This is a genomic window from Acidovorax sp. JMULE5 (assembly GCF_013376875.1).
Taxonomy (GTDB): Bacteria; Pseudomonadota; Gammaproteobacteria; order Burkholderiales; family Burkholderiaceae_C; genus Acidovorax; species Acidovorax facilis.
The window spans coordinates 4,525,913-4,544,743 of sequence record NZ_CP035951.1; the positions used below are offsets into that span (position 1 = coordinate 4,525,913).

The window sequence follows — 18,831 nt, forward strand, 5'->3', positions numbered from 1 at the left end:
TCGGCCCCCTGGACGCAGCCTGGCATCTGGACCTGCAGCCCAAGCAGCGAGCGTTGGCAGACCCAGCTTCCATCTTTTCAGGCCGCTGCCGCTGGTTGGCAAAGGAATGAATGCTATTGATTTGATAGTATTCGATTTGCTGCGATGCCTTGGACATTCAGGGCAAGCCTCCGCACCATCACCATCACCGTCTTCCCCGGCCAGCCAGGGGCGGCTAGCAAGAAAAAGCCAGGCATCCACCACCATGTGGACTACCGCCCAGGCCATCGCGTTTCTTCTCACCGCCGTCATGCTCACAGCCACGCCCGGCCCCGACAACCTCATGGTGCTCAGCGTCGGCATGTCCAAAGGCCGCCGCGCTGGCATCGTGTTTGGCCTGGGTTGCGCATTGGGTTGCCTCAGCCATACCGTGCTGGCCGTCATTGGCGTAGGCGCTATCCTGGCCGCATCGCCAGTGGCCTTCACGTCGCTCAAGTGGGCGGCTGGCGCCTACCTGATCTGGCTCGGCACCCAGGCCCTGCGCCACGCAGGCGCTGTGCGCATCGAAGGCGCCCATAGCAACTCCAGCAGCCAACTCACTGCTGAATCGCTCGGCCGCACCTTCTCCAAGGGGCTGATGGCCAACGCCATCAACCCCAAGGTCGTGCTGTTCTTCCTGTCGTTTCTGCCGCAGTTCGTGGATGCAGCGCACGGCAGCATGGAGATGCAACTGGGGGCTTGCTGGGGCTGCTGTTCACTGCCCAGGCGGCGGTGCTTTTCGGGTTGCTGGGCTACTTCTCAGGCAGGGTCGGTGGGTGGATCCACCGCAAGCCGCGGGTGGGTGTATGGCTGGACCGGCTGGCTGGCACGGTGTTTATTGCGCTGGGATTGCGGATGGTGGCGCGGTAAGCTCCATAGCGACGGACGCTTCTCTCTGAAAGACGTGGCGCTTCCCGCACTGCGCAGCGCAGAGCTGTGGTTGGTGTTCTCCATAACACCGAACCAGCGGATATAGCAACTGATCGGTGATGGGCTAGGTGTGCCAGAAGCGAGTTCCTTCAGCTATCCGGTTTGACTGAAACACGGTCAGTCAATAGGTGGGCTGAAAATCTCGAATGGCATCTCGGGCTTTTGCTTCCAGAGCGAACCCCGCCCCGTAAGTCGCCGCCAGTTCATCCGCCCGCTTCAGGAACCTTTCTACCCCCGTCCCGTAAACGAACTGCATCGCTCCCCCCGTCCACGCCGGAAAACCGATCCCAAAGATCGACCCAATGTTCGCGTCATGCACGCTGGTCAGCACGCCCTCGGCCAGGCAGCGCGCAGTCTCAATGGCCTGGCGGTAGAGCAGGCGGTCCTGGATCTCCTGCACGCTCCACTCCACGCCGGGCTTTTCGAAAAGAGGTTTCAGCTCCGGCCATAGGTGCTTCCTGGCGCCTGCGGGGTAGTCGTAAAAGCCGCCGCCACCCGCGCGACCGGGGCGCTTCAGTTCCTTGACCATGCGCTCCACCAGCAGCTCGCCGGGCGTGGCGGTGTAGGTCTTGCCTTCGGCCGCGTAGTCGGCGCGGGTCTGGTCCAGCACGTGCACGCTCAGGGTCAGCGCGGTTTCGTCCAGCACGGCCAGCGGGCCCACGGGCAGGCCGGCCTGCATGGCGGCGTTTTCAATCGCGGCGGCGGGGATGCCTTCGCCCAGCATGGCGGCGCCTTCCATCACAAAGGTGCCGAAGGTGCGGCTGGTGTAGAAGCCGCGTGAGTCGTTGACCACGATGGGCACTTTGCCCAGGGCTTGCACGTAGTCGAAGGCGCGGGCCACGGTTTCGTCATCCGTCTGTTTGCCGCGAATGATCTCCACCAGCTTCATCTTGTCCACGGGGCTGAAGAAGTGGATGCCGACAAACTTCTCGGGCCGGCTGCTGGCCTTGGCCAGGCCGCTGATGGGCAGGGTGGAGGTGTTGCTGGCAAAGAAGCCACTGAACTCAGGTGTTTGGGCCAATTGCGGCTCGGCCTCTTGCGTCACCTTGGCCTTGAGGTCGCGGCTTTCAAACACGGCTTCGATGATGAGGTCGCAGCCCGCCAGGTCGGCCGCGCTGGCGGTGGGCGTGATGCGCGCCAGCAGCGCTTGCTGCGCCTCGGCCGTCATGCGGCCCTTGTCCACGCGAGCTTGCGCGAGCTTGGCGCTGTAGGCCTTGCCGGCCTCGGCCTTCTCCGCGCTCACGTCCTTGAGCACGGTGGCGATGCCCCGGCTGGCCTGGGCCCAGGCGATGCCCGCGCCCATCATGCCTGCGCCCAGGATGCCGACCTTTTGCGGCTTGTAGCGTGGGGCCGTGCCGGGGCGCGACTTGCCGCTCTTGATCGCGTTCATGTCGAAGAAGAACGTGTTGATCATGTTGCGCGCCACGGGGCCGGTCATCAGGCGGGCGAGGTAGCGGCTTTCGATGCGCAGGGCGGTGTCGTAGTCCACCATCGCGCCTTCGACCATGGCCGCCAGCGCGGCCTCGGGCGCGGGGTAGCGGCCGCGCGTGGTCTTCTTGAGCATGGCGGGCGCTACCGTCAGCGCGCCTGCAATCTTGGGGTTGGCGGGCGTGCCGCCGGGCATCTTGTAGGTCTTGTCGTCCCACGGTTGCACGGCGTGCGGGTGGGTGGCGATGTGGGCCAGCGCGGCGGGCAGCAGCTGATCGCGCGTGGCCACCAGCTCGTGCACCAGTTGCAGCTCCAGCGCCTCGGCGGGGTTGAAGAGCTTGCCTTCCAGGATGTAGGGCTGCGCGCCCATCAGCCCCAGCAGGCGCGTCATCTTGGTCACGCCGGTGGCGCCGGGCATCAGGCCCAGCGTGACTTCGGGCAGGCCGAACTGGATCTTGGGGTCGGCCACGGCGATGCGGTAGTGGGCGACCAGCGCCACCTCCCACCCACCGCCCAGCGCTGCGCCATTGAGGCAGGCCACCACGGGGATACCCAGCGTTTCGAGCGTGCGGAAGTGCTTCTTCATGCGCTCGATTTCGCCAAACGCGTTGGGCGCATCGGCGGGTGTGAGGCGCATGGTGGCCTTGAGGTCGGCGCCGGCAAAGAAGCTGGTCTTGGCCGATGCAAGCACGATGCCCTTGAGGGCAGCGCCCAGGCGTTCGCGGTCGCCCAGCACCTGGGCCGTGACCTCGCCCAGCTCTTGCTGCCACTGGCGGCACATGGTGTTGACGGGGGAATTGGTTTCGTCAAACGTGATGACGGCGACCTGGTCTTCGGTGCCCTGGGCGGGGATGAGTTCGTAGCGGATGGTTTGCATGTTGTTGTCTCCTTCCCAGTCAATCAGATTCGCTCGACGATGGTGGCAATGCCCATGCCGCCGCCCACGCACAGCGTGGCCAGGCCATAGCGCTGGCCCCGGCGGTGCAGCTCGTCAATCAGGGTGCCGAGGATCATGGCGCCCGTAGCGCCCAGCGGGTGGCCCATGGCGATGGCGCCGCCGTTCACATTGACCTTGTCGTGCGGCACGCCCAGCTCGCGCATGAAGCGCATGGGCACGGCGGCAAAGGCCTCGTTCACTTCGAACAGGTCGATCTGGTCGATGGTCATGCCCGCGCGGGCCAGCGCCTTCTTGGCAGCGGGCACGGGGCCGGTGAGCATGATGGTGGGGTCGGCCCCGCTGAGCGCCGTGGCCACAATGCGCGCGCGCGGCGTGAGGCCGTGGGCCTTGGCGGCGGCTTCGTTGCCAATCAGCACGGCGGCGGCGCCGTCCACGATGCCCGACGAGTTGCCCGCGTGGTGCACGTGGTGGATGCGCTCCACCTGCGGGTAGCGCTGCAGCGCCACGGCGTCAAAGCCCATGCTGCCCAGTTGCTCGAACGAGGCCTTGAGCGCGCCCAGGCCTTCAAGTGTAGTCTTGGGCTTGATGAATTCGTCTTCCGCCAGGATGGTCTGACCGATGAAGTCGCGCACGGGCACGACCGAATTCTTGAAGTAGCCCGCCGCGCGCGCAGCGGTGGCGCGGCGCTGCGATTCGAGCGCGAAGGCGTCCACATCGGCGCGGGTGTAGCCGTCCAGCGTGGCGATGAGGTCTGCGCCGATGCCCTGGGGGACGAACAGCGTGGCGGAGTTGGTGGCGGGGTCTTGCGCCCAGGCGCCGCCGTCGGAGCCGATGGGCACGCGGCTCATGCTCTCCACGCCGCCCGCCACCACCAGGTCTTCCCAGCCGCTGCGCACCTTCTGCGCGGCCAGGTTCACGGCTTCCAGGCCCGATGCGCAGAAGCGGTTGACCTGCACACCCGCGCAGCGAAAGTCCCACCCGGCCTTGAGCGCCGCGACCTTGGGCAGCACCGAGCCCTGTTCGCCCACGGGCGAGACGATGCCCATGACCACGTCGTCCACCGCCGCCGTGTCAAAGCGGTGGCGCGCTTGTAGCTCGGTCAGCAGGCCCACCAGCAGGTCGATGGGCTTGACCTCGTGCAGGGTGCCGTCCTTCTTGCCCTTGCCGCGCGGGGTGCGCAGCGCATCGAATACATAGGCTTCGGTCATGAATGGTCTCCGGTGGTTTCTCTAAACTTCAAGCAGAGCGGCGGTAAAGCAGCTGGGCTGGCTCACGCCACTACAAGGTGCTTTCTGACGCGGGTGCAGTGGTTTTTGCACTATCTTTCGGCAGTTGCTGTCTACATTTCTGGTTATGGAACGAAATACATCCCCTGCATTGCAGCGCATCGCGCGCAGCGCCATCGAATACGACGACACGCGCGAAGGGTTTGCGCTGGAGCACCATGTCGTGCTGGCTGCATCCAGTGCGCTGGCGGTGGCGGCCTTCATGGCGCCCAGCCGCAGCTCGGCGGCCATTCGCGGCATTGGCGCAGGCTTGCTGCTGATGCGCGCGCTGAGTGGTAGCCAGGGTGTGCGCTCCTGGCTGAATGTCACCGACCGCCGCCCCGGTGCGCCGCTCAGCCCCGAAGAGGCCCGCGCCGCCTGGTATCTGTAGCGGCATTCGGCGCCCACTGGTACGTTGTGAAGGGCGTTGTGCAGGGCATCGTGCACTGCGTTATTCACGGTGCGGTGCATTCCGTTATTTGCCCAGGCCCATGGCCCGCGCAATCACTTCTTTCATGATCTCGTTGGTGCCGCCATAAATGCGCTGCACGCGTGCGTCGGCATAGGCGCGGGTGATGGGGTATTCCCACATGTAGCCATAGCCGCCAAACAGCTGCACGCATTCGTCCATCACCTTGCACTGCAGGTCGGTCGTCCAGTACTTGGCCATGCTGGCGGTTTCGGTGTCGAGCTGATCGCGCACGATCAGCTCACAGCATTTGTCCACGAACACGCGGGCCACCTGCACCTGCGTTTGCAGCTCGGCCAGGGTGTGGCGGGTGTTCTGAAATGACGCCACGCTCTGGCCAAAGACCTTGCGCTGCTTGACGTAGTCCAGCGTCCAGTCAATGGCGGCCTGGGCGGCGGCCACGGCGGTGATGGCGATCTGCAGGCGCTCCCAGGGCAGCTGCTCCATCAGGCAGATGAAGCCACGCCCTTCCATGGCGGGGCCGCCCAGCAGGTTGTCCACCGGCACCTGCACGTCGTTGAAGAACAGCTCGGACGTGTCCTGCGCCTTCATGCCCATCTTCTTGAGGCGCTGGCCTTTTTCAAAACCGGGCATGCCGCGCTCCACCAGCAACAGGCTGGTGCCCTTGGCCCCGGCCGCCGGGTCGGTCTTGGCGACCACGATCACCAGGTCGGCATGCCAGCCGTTGGTGATGAAGGTTTTGCTGCCGTTCAGCACATAGTGTGATCCGTCCGCACTTTTGATGGCCGTGGTCTTGATGCCTTGCAGGTCGCTGCCCGCAGCCGGCTCGCTCATGGCGATGGCACCCACCACGGCGCCGCTGGCCATCTGCGGCAGGTACTTCTGTTTCTGGGCTTCAGTGCCGTAGTGAAGGACGTACGGCGCCACGATCTCGCTGTGCAGACCAAAGCCGATACCAGTGGTGCCTGCACGCGCCAGCTCTTCCATCTGCGCCACCGAATACAGCTTGTCGGCCCCGGCGCCACCGTATTCCTCGGGCAGGCTCATGCACAGAAAACCGTTGGCGCCCGCCTGGCTCCACACCTCGCGCGCCACATAGCCCTGGTCTTCCCAGGCGGCGTGGTGGGGCGTCACTTCCTTGTCGATGAAGCGGCGAAAGCTGTCGGCAAAGGCCTGGTGGTCGGGCTGGAAGAGGGTGCGTTCGATCATGGTGGGGCAACCAGGTTATTTATGCAAAGTTACTGCTTGGTTAAATTCTGCCACCGACTGAGCCCGGATGCACCCCCTGAAACGCAAAAGCCGCCCGAAGGCGGCTTGAAGGAGGCTGGTCAGGCGCTCATGGCTTGACGTAGTCGGAGACCACCTTCCACTTGCCATCGGTGATCTGCGACAGGCGAGAAAGATCGCTGCCCAGGCGCTTTTGTGGGCCAAAGGTGCCCTCGGCGCTGCCGAACATGTCGGGTGGAATCACCATGGTGTCCATGGCCTTGATGAAGCTGTCGGTGCTCAGGTTGGGGCCTGCCTTCTGGGCCGCCTTGATGAAGGCGTCGATGGCGTTGTAGCCGTAGACCGAGAACACGGTGGGGTCTTCGTTGAACTTGGTCTTGTACTTGTTGGCCCAGAAGCGGATGGGCTGGCTGGCTTCATCCAGGTAGGGGTGTTGCACCGTCATGGTGGCGTACAGCCCGTCCATGGGCTTGCCGCCCAGCTTGTGGATGAGGTCGGTGTAGGCGGCGCTGGAGCCCAGGAAGGTGGGGTTGAAGCCCGTCTTGCGCGCCTCGCCAATCGTGCCGATGGTCTCGCGGATGATGGTGCCCAGGATCACGAAGTCGCATTCGGATGACTTCATCTTGGCGACCTGTGAAGAGAAGTCGGTGGCGCCGCGCTTGTACGAGGTCTTCTCGGTGAAGTCCATGCCCATGGACTTGAGTGCCGCCTCGCCCCCGCGCATCACCTCCAGGCCAAACTCATCGTCCTGGTAGATGGTGCAGATCTTCTTGGCGCCTTTTTCCTTGATGAGCTTGGGGGCTGCCAGGCGTATCTGGTCGTAGTAAGTAGCGGCAAACGAATACTTGAGCTTGTGGAAGGGCTCGTACATTTCCCGAGCGGCCGTCACCGGGAAGAAGTTGATGACGTTCTTGCTGAACTGCACGGGCATGGCGGCCAGGTTTTGCGCCGTGCCGATGTGCGCCACCATCATGAAGATCTTGTCCTGGTTCACGAGCTTTTGCGCGGCCAGCACGGCTTTCTTGGGGTCGTAGCCTGAGTCTTCCACCTTCAGGTCGAGCTTGCGGCCGTTCACGCCGCCTTGCTCGTTGGCCTCGTCCACGCGCAGCATCATGCCCAGCCGCACCTGCTTGCCAAAGCCCGCCAGCGGGCCGGACAGATCCTGGATGGAACCCAGCGTGATGGTGTCCTTGCTCACGCCCTGGCTGGGCTGCGCCTGTGCAGCACCTCCGGCCATGGCCACGATGGCCAGCGCGGCAATGTGATGAAGTTTCATGGCACGTCTCCTTTGGTTGGATCGAACTCGGTTGCTCGTTATAGAACGATGCCCGGGGTGGGGCACCAGCACTTTCCCTATCCTGATGGGCGTGGCCTGTGGTTGCGTGACGTGCGCACCTACCGGTACATCGCCTCAATCTGCGGTGCGTACTTCTGCTGCACCAGCTTGCGCTTGAGCTTCATGGTGGGTGTCAGCTCTTCATCCTCGGCCGTGAGCTGGGTGTCGAGCAGGAAGAACTTCTTGATCTGCTCCACGCGGGCGAACTTGGCATTGACGCGGTCGATTTCGGCCTGGATCAGCTCCTGCACCTCGCGCGTGCGGGTCAGGCTGGCGTAGTTGGAGAACGGCACGTCGTGGTCCTGTGCGTACTTCTCCACGTTCTCCTGGTCGATCATGATGATCACCGTGAGGTAGGGCAGCTTGTCGCCAATGACCACCGCATCGGTGATGTAGGGGCTGAACTTGAGTTCGTTCTCCAGCTCGCTCGGCGTGATGTTCTTGCCGCCCGCCGTGATGATGATGTCCTTCATGCGGTCGGTGATGCGCAAGTAGCCGTCGGCGTCGATCAGGCCCACATCGCCCGTGTGCAGCCAGCCTTCGGGGTCGATGGTTTCGGCCGTTTTCTCGGGCTGGTTGAGATAGCCCTTGAACACATTGGGGCCACGCACCAGGATCTCGCCCGTGGCGGGGTCGATGCGCACCTCGTTGTAGCTGGCCGCCGGGCCGATGGAGCCGGGTTTGATGCGGCTGGCGGGTACGCCAGTGGAGGCGCCGCAGGTCTCGGTCATGCCCCACACCTCCAGCATGGGCACGCCCAGCGCCAGGTACCACTTCACCAGATCGGGCGAAATGGGCGCTGCGCCTGTGACCAGAAAGCGCGCACGGTGGATGCCGATGAGCTTGCGCACATTGTTGAGCGCCAGAAAGCGTGCCAGCATGAACTGCGCCTTCAGCAAACCGCCCACCGGCTGGCCTGCCAGCACCCGATCTGCGATGCGGGTGCCCACGCCAATCGACCAGGCATAGGCCGCCTGCTGCATGCGCGTGGATTCCTTGAGCGCGATCATCACGCCCGAATAGAACTTCTCCCATACCCGCGGCACGGCAGTGAACACCGTGGGCGCGATCTCGCGCACGTTTTCGGGCACGGTGTCGGGGTTCTCCACAAAGTTCAAGCGGGCACCGGTGTAGAGCGAAAAGTATTCGCCGCCCATGCGTTCGGCAATGTGGCACAGCGGCAGAAAACACATGGTCTCGTCGGCCTCGCTGCGCGAAATGAGGGTGTTGTAGCCGCGCACGGTGTAGGTGAGCGCGGCGTGCGTGTGCATGGCGCCCTTGGGCTTGCCCGTGGTGCCCGAGGTGTAGACCAGAATAGCCAGGTCTTCGGGGCGGCAGGCCTTGACGCGCTGCATCAGCGCGTCGGGGTTCTGGGCGTTCCACGCACGGCCCAGCTCGCGCAGGTCCGCGAGGCTCAGCACATCGGGGTCGTTCAGGCTGCGCAGGCCTTCCATGTCGAACACCACCACCTTGCGCAGCAGGGGCAGGCTGCTGCGCACTTCCAGGGCCTTGTCGAGCTGTTCATCGTCCTCCACAAACAGCACGGTGGTGCGAGAGTCTTCGCTCAGGTAGTGCACCTGCGCCGCCGCATCAGTGGGGTAGATGCCGTTGGCCACGCCGCCACAGCTCAGCACCGCCAAGTCGGCCAGCACCCATTCGATGTTGGTGTTCGAGAGGATGGACGCGCATTCGCTGGGAGCAAAACCCAGCGACATCAGGCCGCCCGCAATCTCCCGCACTGCCTCTGCCGTCTGGTCCCAGGTCCAGCTCTTCCAGATGCCCAGCTCCTTCTGGCGCATCCAAACGCGCGGGCCGCGCTCGGCCACGGCGTTCCAGAACATGGCGGCGATGGTGTCGCCCGCGAGCACGTCGGTGCCTGCGGGCTGGATGTGATCGAGGTCCCAGAGGTTAGACATTTGCGCTTATCTCCAGGTCTTCTTTTTCTTCCAGCGCCGCTCTCCGCGCACGCCGACATCTTTCATCCCAAGGTAGAACTCCTTGATGTCGTCCTTCTCGCGCAGGCGCTCGCAGCTGTCTTCCATCACGATGCGGCCGTTTTCCAGCACATAGCCGTAGTCCGATGCGTTGAGCGCCATGTTGGCGTTCTGCTCCACCAGCAAGATGGTGGTACCGCGCTCACGGTTGATGCGCACCACGATCTCGAAGATCTCCTTGGTGAGCTTGGGGGACAGGCCCAGGCTGGGCTCGTCCAGCAGGATGAGTTCGGGGTTGGCCATGAGCGCACGCGAGATGGCCAGCATCTGTTGTTGCCCGCCTGATAGCAGGCCGGCGTCCTGCGCGGCGCGTTCCTTGAGGATAGGAAAGTAGCCGTACACCGTTTCGATGTCGCGGGCGACGGCATCAGTGTCGCTGCGCGTGTAGGCTCCCATGAGCAGGTTGTCGCGCACCGAGAGCAGCGCAAACACCTCGCGCCCCTCGGGCACATGCATGAGACCCCGGCGCACGATCGCTGCCGGGTCGTTGGCAGTGATGTCGGCGCCCGCGAATTCGATGGAGCCCTTGCGCGGGTCGATGATGCCGCTGATGGTCTTCAGGATGGTGGTCTTGCCCGCGCCGTTGCTGCCCAGCACGGCGGCGATCTCGCCGCGCCGCACCTGCAGGCTCACGCCGCGGATGGCCTTGATGGGGCCGTAGGCACTTTCCACGTTCTGCAGGCGCAGCAGGGGTTGGTCAGCGGCTGCAGCAACTGGTGTGCTGGTGGCGGCAAGTACGGCGCTCATGCCCGAACCCCCATGTGAGACCCCGCCGGGCGGCGCAGGTTGCTCACATCGTCGATGGTGCCCAGATACGCCTCGACCACGCCGGGGTGCGTCTGCACCTCGCGCGGCGTGCCCATCGCCACCACCTCGCCCTGGTTCATGGCCAGCACGCGGTCGGACACCTTGGAGACCAGCGACATGTCGTGCTCCACCATCAGCACGGTGATGCCCAGCTCGTGCTGGATGTCCTGGATCCAGAAGGCCATGTCGTCAGTCTCCTCCACGTTCAGGCCCGACGAGGGCTCGTCGAGCAGCAGCAACTGCGGCTCGGTGCACAGCGCACGGGCCAGCTCCACCACCTTGCGCACGCCGTAGGGCAGGCCGGCGACCATGGTGTCGCGGTAGTGCTGCAGGTCGAGAAAGTCGATGATCTGCTCGGCCTTCTCCCGGGCCTGAATTTCCCCTTCGCGCACCTTGCGCGTGAAGAACATCTCGGCCCACAGGCTGCTGTGCTGTCGGGTGTGGCGGCCGATCAACAGGTTGTGCAGCACACTCGCGTGCTCGAAGAGTTCGATGTTCTGGAAGGTGCGTGCAATGCCCAGGCCTGCCACCTTGTGCGGCGGCTGGTCGGTCAGCGGCAGCAGGGCCCCGCCCGGGCCCGCATAGGCGATGGTGCCGGTGGTGGGCGTGTAGATGCGGCTGATGAGATTGAACACCGTCGTCTTGCCCGCGCCGTTGGGGCCGATGAGGGTGAACACCTCGCCACGGCGCACGTCAAAGCTCACGTTGTTGACCGCGAGCACGCCGCCAAAGCGCACACTGAGGTTCTGGGCGCTGAGCAGGATTTCGTCAGTCATGGGTACAGCAATTGGGGTCATTTCACTGGTCCAGTGTGCTGAATGCTGTCCGCAGCCTTTGCGACTGGCGTGACCGAGGCCAGTGCCCCCGCGCAAGGGCCGCCCCGCCGCTCTGGGGGCGTTCCCCTCCCGAATCGCGCAGCGAATCGAGAGAGGGGGAAGGCTCGAAGCGACTCAGGGGGTGCTTCATTTCAAGCGATCTGATTTTTGGAACGACTTCTGCCGCTTGAACAAGCCCTTGCGGTAGAACGGGAACATCTGCAGCCAGGTGCGCACCTTGAGCCAGCGGCCATACAGGCCCATGGGTTCGAACAGCACAAAGGCGATCAGCACCACGCCGTAGACCACCGCCTGCAGGCCCGGTGCCTGGCCGATGGCGGCGGGCAGCCAGTCCTTGCTGAGCGAAATCATCTGCGGCATGGTGATGAGGAAGATGGCCCCCAGGAACGCTCCATGCACCGATCCCAGCCCGCCGATCACGATCATCAGCAGCAGGTCGATGGACTGCAGGATGTTGAACTGGTCGGGCGAGATGAACTGCAGCTTGTGCGCGTACAACGCACCGCCGATGCCTGCAAGTGCAGCCGATATGGAGAACGACAGCGTCTTGTAGCGCGCGAGGTGGATGCCCATGCTCTGCGCGGAGATCTCTGAATCACGGATTGCGACAAACGCGCGGCCTGTGGGTGAGCGCAGCAGGTTCAGGATGGCCAGCGTGCTGACCACCGCAATCACAAGGCACAGAAAGTAGAACGACTCTGTGGTCTCGAACGAGTAGCCCGCGATTTGTGGCGGCACCAGGTGCTTGCCGGAGTTGCCGCCGGTCACAGACTCCCACCGCGCGAACACCTCTTCCACGATGAAGCCGAAGGACAGCGTGGCCATGCCCAGGTAGATGCCTTTGACGCGGAGTGCTGGCAGCCCCACCACCACGCCCACAGCCGCCGACAGCCCCGCCGCGCAGGCCAGCGACAGCGCAAACGGCCAGCCCATGCCAGTGAGCACCGCCTGCGTATATGCCCCCACGCCCAGAAACGCTGCATGCCCCAGCGAGAACAAGCCGGTGAAGCCCGCCAGCAGCATCAGCCCCAAGCCCACGATGGCGTAGATGAGCACAAAGGTGAGCTGTGCCAACCAGTATTCAGGCGCCACCCAGGGCGCGGCGACCAGGGCCAGGCACAGCAGGCTGTACCAGAACACATGTCCGCCATGTTTGGCCAGACGGATGTCTTGCTCGTACGAGGTCTTGAAGAGAAAGCGCATGGGTCAGACTTTCTTTCTCAGCTTCTCGCCGAACAGTCCGTTGGGTTTGACCATCAGCATGATCAGCACCACGATGTACGCGGCCGTGTCCTTGAACCCATCGGGCAGATAGAAGCCCGAGAGCGATTCGACAATGCCAATCACCAGCCCGCCCACGATGGCCCCGGGCAGGCTGCCGAAGCCGCCCACCACGGCGGCGGGGAAGGCCTTGAGCCCGATCAGCCCCATGTTGGCGTGCACGAAGGTGATGGGCGCCAACAGCAGCCCGGCTACCGCCGCCACCGCCGCGGCAAGCCCCCAGGCCAGGCCGTTAAGGCGCTGCACGGGAATGCCCATGTAGTAGGCCGCGAGCTGGTTCTGCGACGCGGCCTGCATGGCAATGCCGAGCTTGCTGTAGCGGAACATGGCAAACAGCAGCACACACAGCACGCCTGTGGCGCCGATCACCACCAGCTGCTCGGCGCTGACCACCAGTTCACCCAGCCGCAGGGACTGGTCCTTGTAGGGCACGGGCAGCGTGTGCGTGTCGGTGCCGATGTTGGGGATCATGGTGACCAGGCCGCGCAGCACATAGCCGATGCCGATGGTGAGCATGACGATGGAAAACGCGGGCTGGCCCAGGATGGGGCGGATCACTGCACGCTCCAGCACCGTGCCGAACAGCCCCATGGCCAGGATGCTGGCGAGCACCGCCACCCAGAAGGGAAAGCCCAGCACGGTCATCAGCGCCAGGCCGCAGAAGGCGCCGAGCATCATGAGTTCGCCCTGCGCAAAACTCACGGTCTCCGTGGCCTTGTAGATGAGCACGAACCCGAGCGCGATCAGCCCGTAGATGCACCCCTGCGAGACACCGCTGATCAACAGTTGCACAAATTGCACACTGGCTCTCCAGAATAAGTGATACGCAAAGCGGGTAAATGCGGGGTGGATGCCTCGTGGGCATGGGATGGCCGCATCGTCGCTTGCGCAGGTCCTGCAGAATATTTATACAAAGCGATTGCTTTGTATAAATAATGGTGCACGCGCGCTGTGCATACCGCACTCGGGGCTAACCCTGATGGGGCGGGCAGCCAGGGATCCTCTGCACGAATCACCGCGTCGTGTGCATCTGCGGTCTCGGGCGGTCTGCGGCGTTGCAAAACCTCGCAATAGCGATGGCTATTGCTGCGTTTTGCGCCTGGCAGCCCATCCCGATCCGCAGCGCCCACTTTGGCGGCGGGATTCGTGCAGAGGATCCCGGGGTAGCGGCGGATATTGACGCAGTGCTGCACCCTGCGCAATAGGAGTAACGTCGGGTGGGTGAACAGGTTCTGACACCTGGCCACAGGAGAGCCACATATCCGCAGAGGTTGAAGTGCAAGGTGGTGTCACGCTGGTGACAAGGTGCAGGCCCGATGTGCGCAACGCGGTGGATGCCAGCACAGCCCGCATCAGCGCGCTCGCCGCCGAAGGGCTGCCGTTACGGCGAGCCTTGCTGCAGGAATAGGCGGGCGGCCGCGAATGCTGGCCGAAGCACTGCGCGGCGCCTTGCGGTATGCCGCAGGGCAAGTACGCCACGGCCAGTTTTAAGTAAAAATAGCCTCTGGCGCTTATCTATTAAGCGTGAGAAGCTACAAAATCAGGAGCATCTGGATGGTTTCGATTGCACGCACCGTCCAGCAGTGACCCCCAGGAGACCCATGAGCAAATCCACCGCCACCCCAGCCCCGCAAGCCTTTGAGCCCGAGTTCATTGCCGGGCTCAAATCCATCTTTGAAGAAAAAATCGTGTTCAACCAGGTGCTGGGCCTGAAGATCACGTCACTGGCTCCTGATGGTGTGGTGGGCCGCATCGACATGAAACCGGACCTGGTGGGCCACTATGCCTACAACCGCATCCATGGCGGCGTGATCAGCGCGGGGCTCGATGCCATGGGCGGGCTGGCGGTGATGGCCGCGATTGGCGCCAAACACCTGGATGAAGCCCCCGAGCAGCGCCTGCACCGCTTTGCCAAGCTGGGCACCATCGATCTGCGCATCGACTACCTGCGCCCCGGCATTGGCAGCCACTTCGAATTGCGCGCACAGGTGCTGCGCCTGGGTTCGCGTGTCGCAACCACGCGCATGGAGTTTCTGGGGCCGGATGGGCAGATCATGTCGGCCGGAGCTGCGGCTTACATCGTCTCCTGATTGGGGCGCGCTGCTGAGCCGCCTCGCCATGGGGCGTTGCCATGCGCCGGATGTGTGATCCCGCAAGCCTTGCAAGCGCATGCTACGAGAGAACCGTTTGGTTACCGTTCTTGCGTAACCAGGGCATCTTTCACGGGGCGCGATACCTACGATGACTCTCTTTTCAAGGAGATCTGATGGCCGTGCAAAACCCCTTCTTTGGCAAGCGTGAACCCGAGTCGTTCCAACCCCGCAACAGCACTACTTCAGGCTCCGTATTGGGGAGCTCAGCGACGAGTAGTGCTGCGGCTGCACAGCCGGTGGCCAGCCCTGCTGTCCCCAAGGCCGCCAGCAGCAGCGACAGCTCGGGCAGCAAGCTCACGGTGGGCCCGAACATCAAGCTCAAGGGCGTGGAAATTACCGATTGCGACACCCTCGTGGTCGAAGGCACGGTGGAAGCCACCATGGATTCGCGCGTGATCCAGATTGCTGAGCATGGCGCCTTCAAGGGCTCTGCCGAGATCGACATTGCCGAGATCCATGGCGAGTTCAACGGCACACTCACCGTGCGCCAGAAGCTGGTGATCTACAGCACCGGCAAGGTCAACGGCAAGATCCGCTACGGCAAACTGGTGGTGGAAGAGGGCGGTCAGCTGGCGGGTGAGATCGAGGCCGGGTTCTCGCCCTCGTCATCCAGCAGCACTCTGCAGCGCACGGCAGCTCCTCTGCGCACCGAACCGGCCACTGCACTGGCCGCCTGACCGGGCCATGAAGGCGTCCGCGCACCGCCAAACGCGGTTTGCGCGAGCCGACCTTCCGTGCTTTTACCCCGGCGCGTTGTGCTTGGGCACTGGGCGCGGCCTGCCCTGGTCGTCGATGGCCACATAGGTCAGGCGCGCCTCCGTCACCTTCACATACCGGCCCTGGTCGGTAAACCGTTCGGCATACACCTCCACCTCCACGGTGACCGAGGTGTTGCCCACCCGCGTGATGGACGAGAAGAACGACAGGATGTCGCCCACGCGCACCGGCTGCTTGAAGATGAATTCGTTGACGGCCACCGTGGCCATGCGCCCCTGGATGTAGCGCGCGGGCAGCACAGAGCCCGCCAAGTCCACCTGCGCCATCACCCAGCCGCCAAAAATGTCGCCATTGCCATTGGTGTCGGCGGGCATGGGTATGACCTTGAGCACCAGTTCCTTGTCGGTGGGCAATGCGGCGGGTGGTGGGCTGAAAACGGCAGACATGGGCACAATCTCGGTTGGGGCTGAGCCAATCCTTGTCGGAACCTGGGGTTTTGCAAGGCGGCTGGCCCGCAAAAAAACCACCTTGGCATCAGCCGGGTCGGTAAAAACAACAACCGGAATTGTCCCCCATGCGCCACCTTGGCGAAACCGCCCCCCCCACCCCTGGCACGCCCGCGCCCCCCAAGTCCGACTGGGTCACGCTGAGGCGGCTCCTCCCTTACCTGTGGCAATACAAGTGGCGCGTGGTGGCGGCCATTGTGTTCATGGTGGGCGCCAAGCTGGCCAACGTCAGCGTGCCGCTGCTGCTCAAGACACTGGTGGACGCGATGGCGTTCAAGCCTAGTGACCCCGCCGCGCTGCTGGTGGTGCCGGTGGGCTTGCTGGTGGCGTACGGGGCGCTGCGCCTGTCCACCTCGTTGTTCACCGAGCTGCGCGAGCTGGTGTTTGCCAAGGCTACGCAGGGTGCAGCGCGCTCCATTGCGCTGCAGACGTTCGAGCACCTGCACGCGCTGAGCCTGCGCTTTCACCTGGAGCGCCAGACCGGCGGCATGACGCGCGACATCGAACGCGGTGTGCGCGGCATCGAGTCACTGATCTCGTTTTCGCTGTTCAACGTGTTTGCCACCTTGATCGAGGTGATCCTGGTGTTGAGTGTGCTGGCCGTCAAGTTCGATGCCTGGTTTGCCTGGATCACGCTGGCCGCGCTGGTGCTGTACATCGCCTACACCGTGCTGGTGACCGAGTGGCGCACCAAGTTCCGCCGCGAGGCCAACGAGTTCGACTCGGCAGCACACTCCAAGGCCGTGGATTCGCTGCTCAACTACGAGACGGTCAAGTACTTCAACAACGAAGGCTTCGAGGCCCGCCGTTACGACGAAAGCCTGGAGCGGTTGCGCCTGGCCCGCCTTAAAAGCCAGACCACGCTGTCGATGCTCAACACTGGCCAGCAGCTCATCATTGCCGTGGGCTTGGTGGCCATGCTGTGGCGCGCCACACAGGGCGTGGTCGATGGCCGCATGACGCTGGGCGACCTCGTCATGGTCAACGCCTTCATGATCCAGCTGTACATCCCGCTCAACTTTCTGGGCGTGATCTACCGCGAGATCAAGCAGAGCCTCACCGACCTGGACAAGATGTTCACGCTCATGGACAAAGAGCGCGAAGTGGCCGACGCACCCGGCGCCCAGCCGCTGGCGGGGCTGAGCCAGCCCTCCGTGCGCTTTGAGAACGTGCACTTTTCCTACGATGTGCGCCAAGGCAGCGACCTCAGCAGCGGCCGACCCATCCTGCAGGGCATCAGCTTCGAGATACCGGCGGGCAAGACGGTGGCGGTGGTGGGGCCTTCGGGTTCGGGCAAGTCCACACTGGCCCGGCTGCTGTTTCGCTTCTACGACATCCAGCAGGGGCGCATCACCATTGCGGGGCAGGAGATCCGCAGCGTGATGCAGGCGAGCGTGCGCCAGGCGATTGGCATCGTCCCGCAGGACACGGTGCTGTTCAACGACACGGTGGCCTACAACATCGCCTATGGCCGCACCGGTGCCAGCCAGGATGAGATCGAAGCCGCCGCCCGTGCCGCACGCATCCACGACTTCATTGCCAGCACGCCCAAGGGCTACGCCACCATGGTGGGCGAGCGCGGGCTCAAGCTCTCGGGCGGTGAAAAGCAGCGCGTGGCCATTGCGCGCACCCTGCTCAAGAACCCGCCGATCCTGATCTTTGACGAGGCCACCAGCGCGCTGGACTCCGCCAACGAACGCGCCATCCAGGCCGAGCTGCAGGGTGTGGCGCAGAACAAAACCACGTTGGTGATTGCGCACCGCCTCTCCACCGTGGTGGACGCCCACGAGATCCTGGTCATGGACGCGGGCCGCATCATCGAGCGCGGCACGCACGCGCAGCTGCTGGCCCTGGGTGGCCGTTACGCGAGCATGTGGTCTCTCCAGCAGGAGGCCCCCCTGAGTCGCCTGCGGCGCCTTCCCCCTGAGGGGGACGACGCCATCGCTGCGGGGCGGCCCTTGCTAGGCGTCCCGCGCCTGGGCCGCGCCGGTTTTGTACGCTCTGCGCGAAGCGCACGATGCAAAGCGTAGCGTCCCATTTTCTTTTTTCGAGATTGCACTATCCCATGAAGCCTGTACTGCTTGCCCTCATGTTCCTGTCCGAAGAACATCGCGCCCAGATGGCGCAGTCGTTCGAGCTGGTCTACGCGCCCGACGCTGCGCAGGCCGCAGCCGCCATTGCCGAGCATGGCGCGCGCATCACCGTGGTCCTGACCATCGGCGCCACGGGCCTCTCAGCCGCGCAGATCGATGCATTGCCTGCGCTCACGCTGATTTGCGCGCTGGGCGCAGGCTACGAGAACATCGCCGTGGCCCACGCCAAGGCGCGGGGCGTTGTGGTGGCCACGGGCGCGGGCACCAATGACGACTGCGTGGCCGACCACACCTGGGGCCTGCTGATTGCCGCGCAGCGCCGCATCCTGCCGCTGGACAAGGCCACGCGCGCAGGCATCTGGCGCACGGCCCTGCCGCTGCCGCCCAACGTGTCGCACAAGCGCCTGGGCATCATCGGCCTGGGCACCATTGGCAAGAAGATCGCACAGCGCGCGCTGGGCTTCGAGATCGAGGTGGGCTACCACAACCGCAGCGCGCGCACCGATGTGCCGTACCGCTACTTTGGCGATGTAAAGGCGCTGGCCGAATGGTCGGACTTCCTCGTGGTCGCCACGCCCGGTGGCGCGGGCACCAAGCACCTGGTCAACGCAGACGTGCTGAATGCCCTCGGCGCGCGCGGCGTGGTGGTCAACATCGCGCGCGGCAGCGTGATCGACACCGCCGCCCTGGCCGCCGCGCTGCGCGAAGGCCGCATTGCGGCAGCAGGCCTGGATGTGTACGAGAGCGAGCCCGCGCCCCCGGCTGAACTGCTGGACCTGGACAACGTGGTGCTGACACCCCATGTGGCGGGCTGGTCGCCCGAGGCGGTGCAGGCTTCGGTGGACCGTTTCATGGAAAACGCCCGCCGCCATCTGGCAGGCGAGGCGCCGGTGTCCCCGCTCTGAAATTTGA

The 18,831-nt window shown here is 64.2% G+C and carries 15 protein-coding genes and 1 pseudogene; 6 read left to right on the forward strand and 10 right to left on the reverse strand.

Annotated features, from left to right (window positions below; translation table 11 throughout):
- The first annotated feature begins 244 nt into the window (after positions 1–244).
- A pseudogene (locus EXV95_RS20625) lies at positions 245–888 on the forward strand (LysE family translocator).
- Positions 889–1,069: 181 nt separating this feature from the next.
- Here the strand turns inward: EXV95_RS20625 and EXV95_RS20630 are convergent.
- Both EXV95_RS20630 and EXV95_RS20635 read right to left on the reverse strand, forming a co-directional pair.
- Positions 1,070–3,253, reverse strand: coding sequence for a 3-hydroxyacyl-CoA dehydrogenase NAD-binding domain-containing protein (locus tag EXV95_RS20630; RefSeq protein WP_176888275.1), 2,184 nt, complete (start codon positions 3,251–3,253; stop codon positions 1,070–1,072).
- A gap of 23 nt (positions 3,254–3,276) precedes the next feature.
- Entirely contained in the window at positions 3,277–4,482 is a 1,206-nt protein-coding gene (locus tag EXV95_RS20635) for an acetyl-CoA C-acetyltransferase (RefSeq protein ID WP_176888276.1), read from the reverse strand.
- A 145-nt stretch (positions 4,483–4,627) separates the two neighbouring features.
- Between EXV95_RS20635 and EXV95_RS20640 the strand changes: the two genes are divergently transcribed.
- On the forward strand, positions 4,628–4,930 hold the full coding sequence (locus EXV95_RS20640; protein ID WP_225581100.1) for a hypothetical protein: 303 nt from the start codon (positions 4,628–4,630) through the stop codon (positions 4,928–4,930).
- 84 nt (positions 4,931–5,014) lie between these two features.
- Here EXV95_RS20640 and EXV95_RS20645 read toward each other — a convergent pair whose 3' ends face one another.
- From EXV95_RS20645 to EXV95_RS20675, 7 genes are all read right to left on the reverse strand, one after another.
- The gene (locus tag EXV95_RS20645; protein WP_176888277.1) at positions 5,015–6,178 is read right to left on the reverse strand and encodes an acyl-CoA dehydrogenase family protein; all 1,164 of its coding nucleotides are present in this window, start codon (positions 6,176–6,178) and stop codon (positions 5,015–5,017) included.
- Positions 6,179–6,305: 127 nt separating this feature from the next.
- Positions 6,306–7,472: an ABC transporter substrate-binding protein gene (locus tag EXV95_RS20650; protein ID WP_057229165.1), complete on the reverse strand. Its 1,167-nt coding sequence runs from the start codon at positions 7,470–7,472 to the stop codon at positions 6,306–6,308.
- 119 nt (positions 7,473–7,591) lie between these two features.
- Positions 7,592–9,448 carry a long-chain fatty acid--CoA ligase gene (locus EXV95_RS20655; RefSeq protein WP_176888278.1) on the reverse strand — a complete coding sequence of 619 codons (1,857 nt, stop codon included), beginning with the start codon at positions 9,446–9,448 and terminating at the stop codon, positions 7,592–7,594.
- Positions 9,449–9,454: 6 nt separating this feature from the next.
- Positions 9,455–10,273 (reverse strand): ABC transporter ATP-binding protein, encoded by an 819-nt coding sequence (locus EXV95_RS20660; protein ID WP_176888279.1) that lies wholly within the window; start codon positions 10,271–10,273, stop codon positions 9,455–9,457.
- Complete coding sequence (locus EXV95_RS20665) at positions 10,270–11,109, reverse strand: ABC transporter ATP-binding protein (RefSeq protein ID WP_176888280.1); 840 nt, start codon at positions 11,107–11,109, stop codon at positions 10,270–10,272. Before EXV95_RS20665 ends, EXV95_RS20660 begins: the two co-directional genes overlap by 4 nt.
- A gap of 186 nt (positions 11,110–11,295) precedes the next feature.
- Positions 11,296–12,372 (reverse strand): branched-chain amino acid ABC transporter permease, encoded by a 1,077-nt coding sequence (locus EXV95_RS20670; protein ID WP_176888281.1) that lies wholly within the window; start codon positions 12,370–12,372, stop codon positions 11,296–11,298.
- Between the two features lie 3 nt (positions 12,373–12,375).
- Positions 12,376–13,251 (reverse strand): branched-chain amino acid ABC transporter permease, encoded by an 876-nt coding sequence (locus tag EXV95_RS20675; protein ID WP_121422272.1) that lies wholly within the window; start codon positions 13,249–13,251, stop codon positions 12,376–12,378.
- 800 nt (positions 13,252–14,051) lie between these two features.
- Here EXV95_RS20675 and EXV95_RS20680 point away from each other — a divergent pair.
- Both EXV95_RS20680 and EXV95_RS20685 read left to right on the forward strand, forming a co-directional pair.
- Positions 14,052–14,540 (forward strand): thioesterase family protein, encoded by a 489-nt coding sequence (locus EXV95_RS20680; RefSeq protein WP_176888282.1) that lies wholly within the window; start codon positions 14,052–14,054, stop codon positions 14,538–14,540.
- Between the two features lie 176 nt (positions 14,541–14,716).
- Complete coding sequence (locus tag EXV95_RS20685) at positions 14,717–15,280, forward strand: polymer-forming cytoskeletal protein (protein WP_176888283.1); 564 nt, start codon at positions 14,717–14,719, stop codon at positions 15,278–15,280.
- A gap of 63 nt (positions 15,281–15,343) precedes the next feature.
- Here EXV95_RS20685 and EXV95_RS20690 read toward each other — a convergent pair whose 3' ends face one another.
- Entirely contained in the window at positions 15,344–15,766 is a 423-nt protein-coding gene (locus EXV95_RS20690) for an acyl-CoA thioesterase (protein ID WP_055393750.1), read from the reverse strand.
- 128 nt (positions 15,767–15,894) lie between these two features.
- Here EXV95_RS20690 and EXV95_RS20695 point away from each other — a divergent pair, with 128 nt between their 5' ends.
- The gene (locus EXV95_RS20695; protein WP_255484822.1) at positions 15,895–17,856 is read left to right on the forward strand and encodes an ABC transporter ATP-binding protein/permease; all 1,962 of its coding nucleotides are present in this window, start codon (positions 15,895–15,897) and stop codon (positions 17,854–17,856) included.
- A 35-nt stretch (positions 17,857–17,891) separates the two neighbouring features.
- Entirely contained in the window at positions 17,892–18,824 is a 933-nt protein-coding gene (locus tag EXV95_RS20700; RefSeq protein ID WP_176888284.1) for a 2-hydroxyacid dehydrogenase, read from the forward strand.
- The last annotated feature ends 7 nt before the right edge of the window (positions 18,825–18,831 follow it).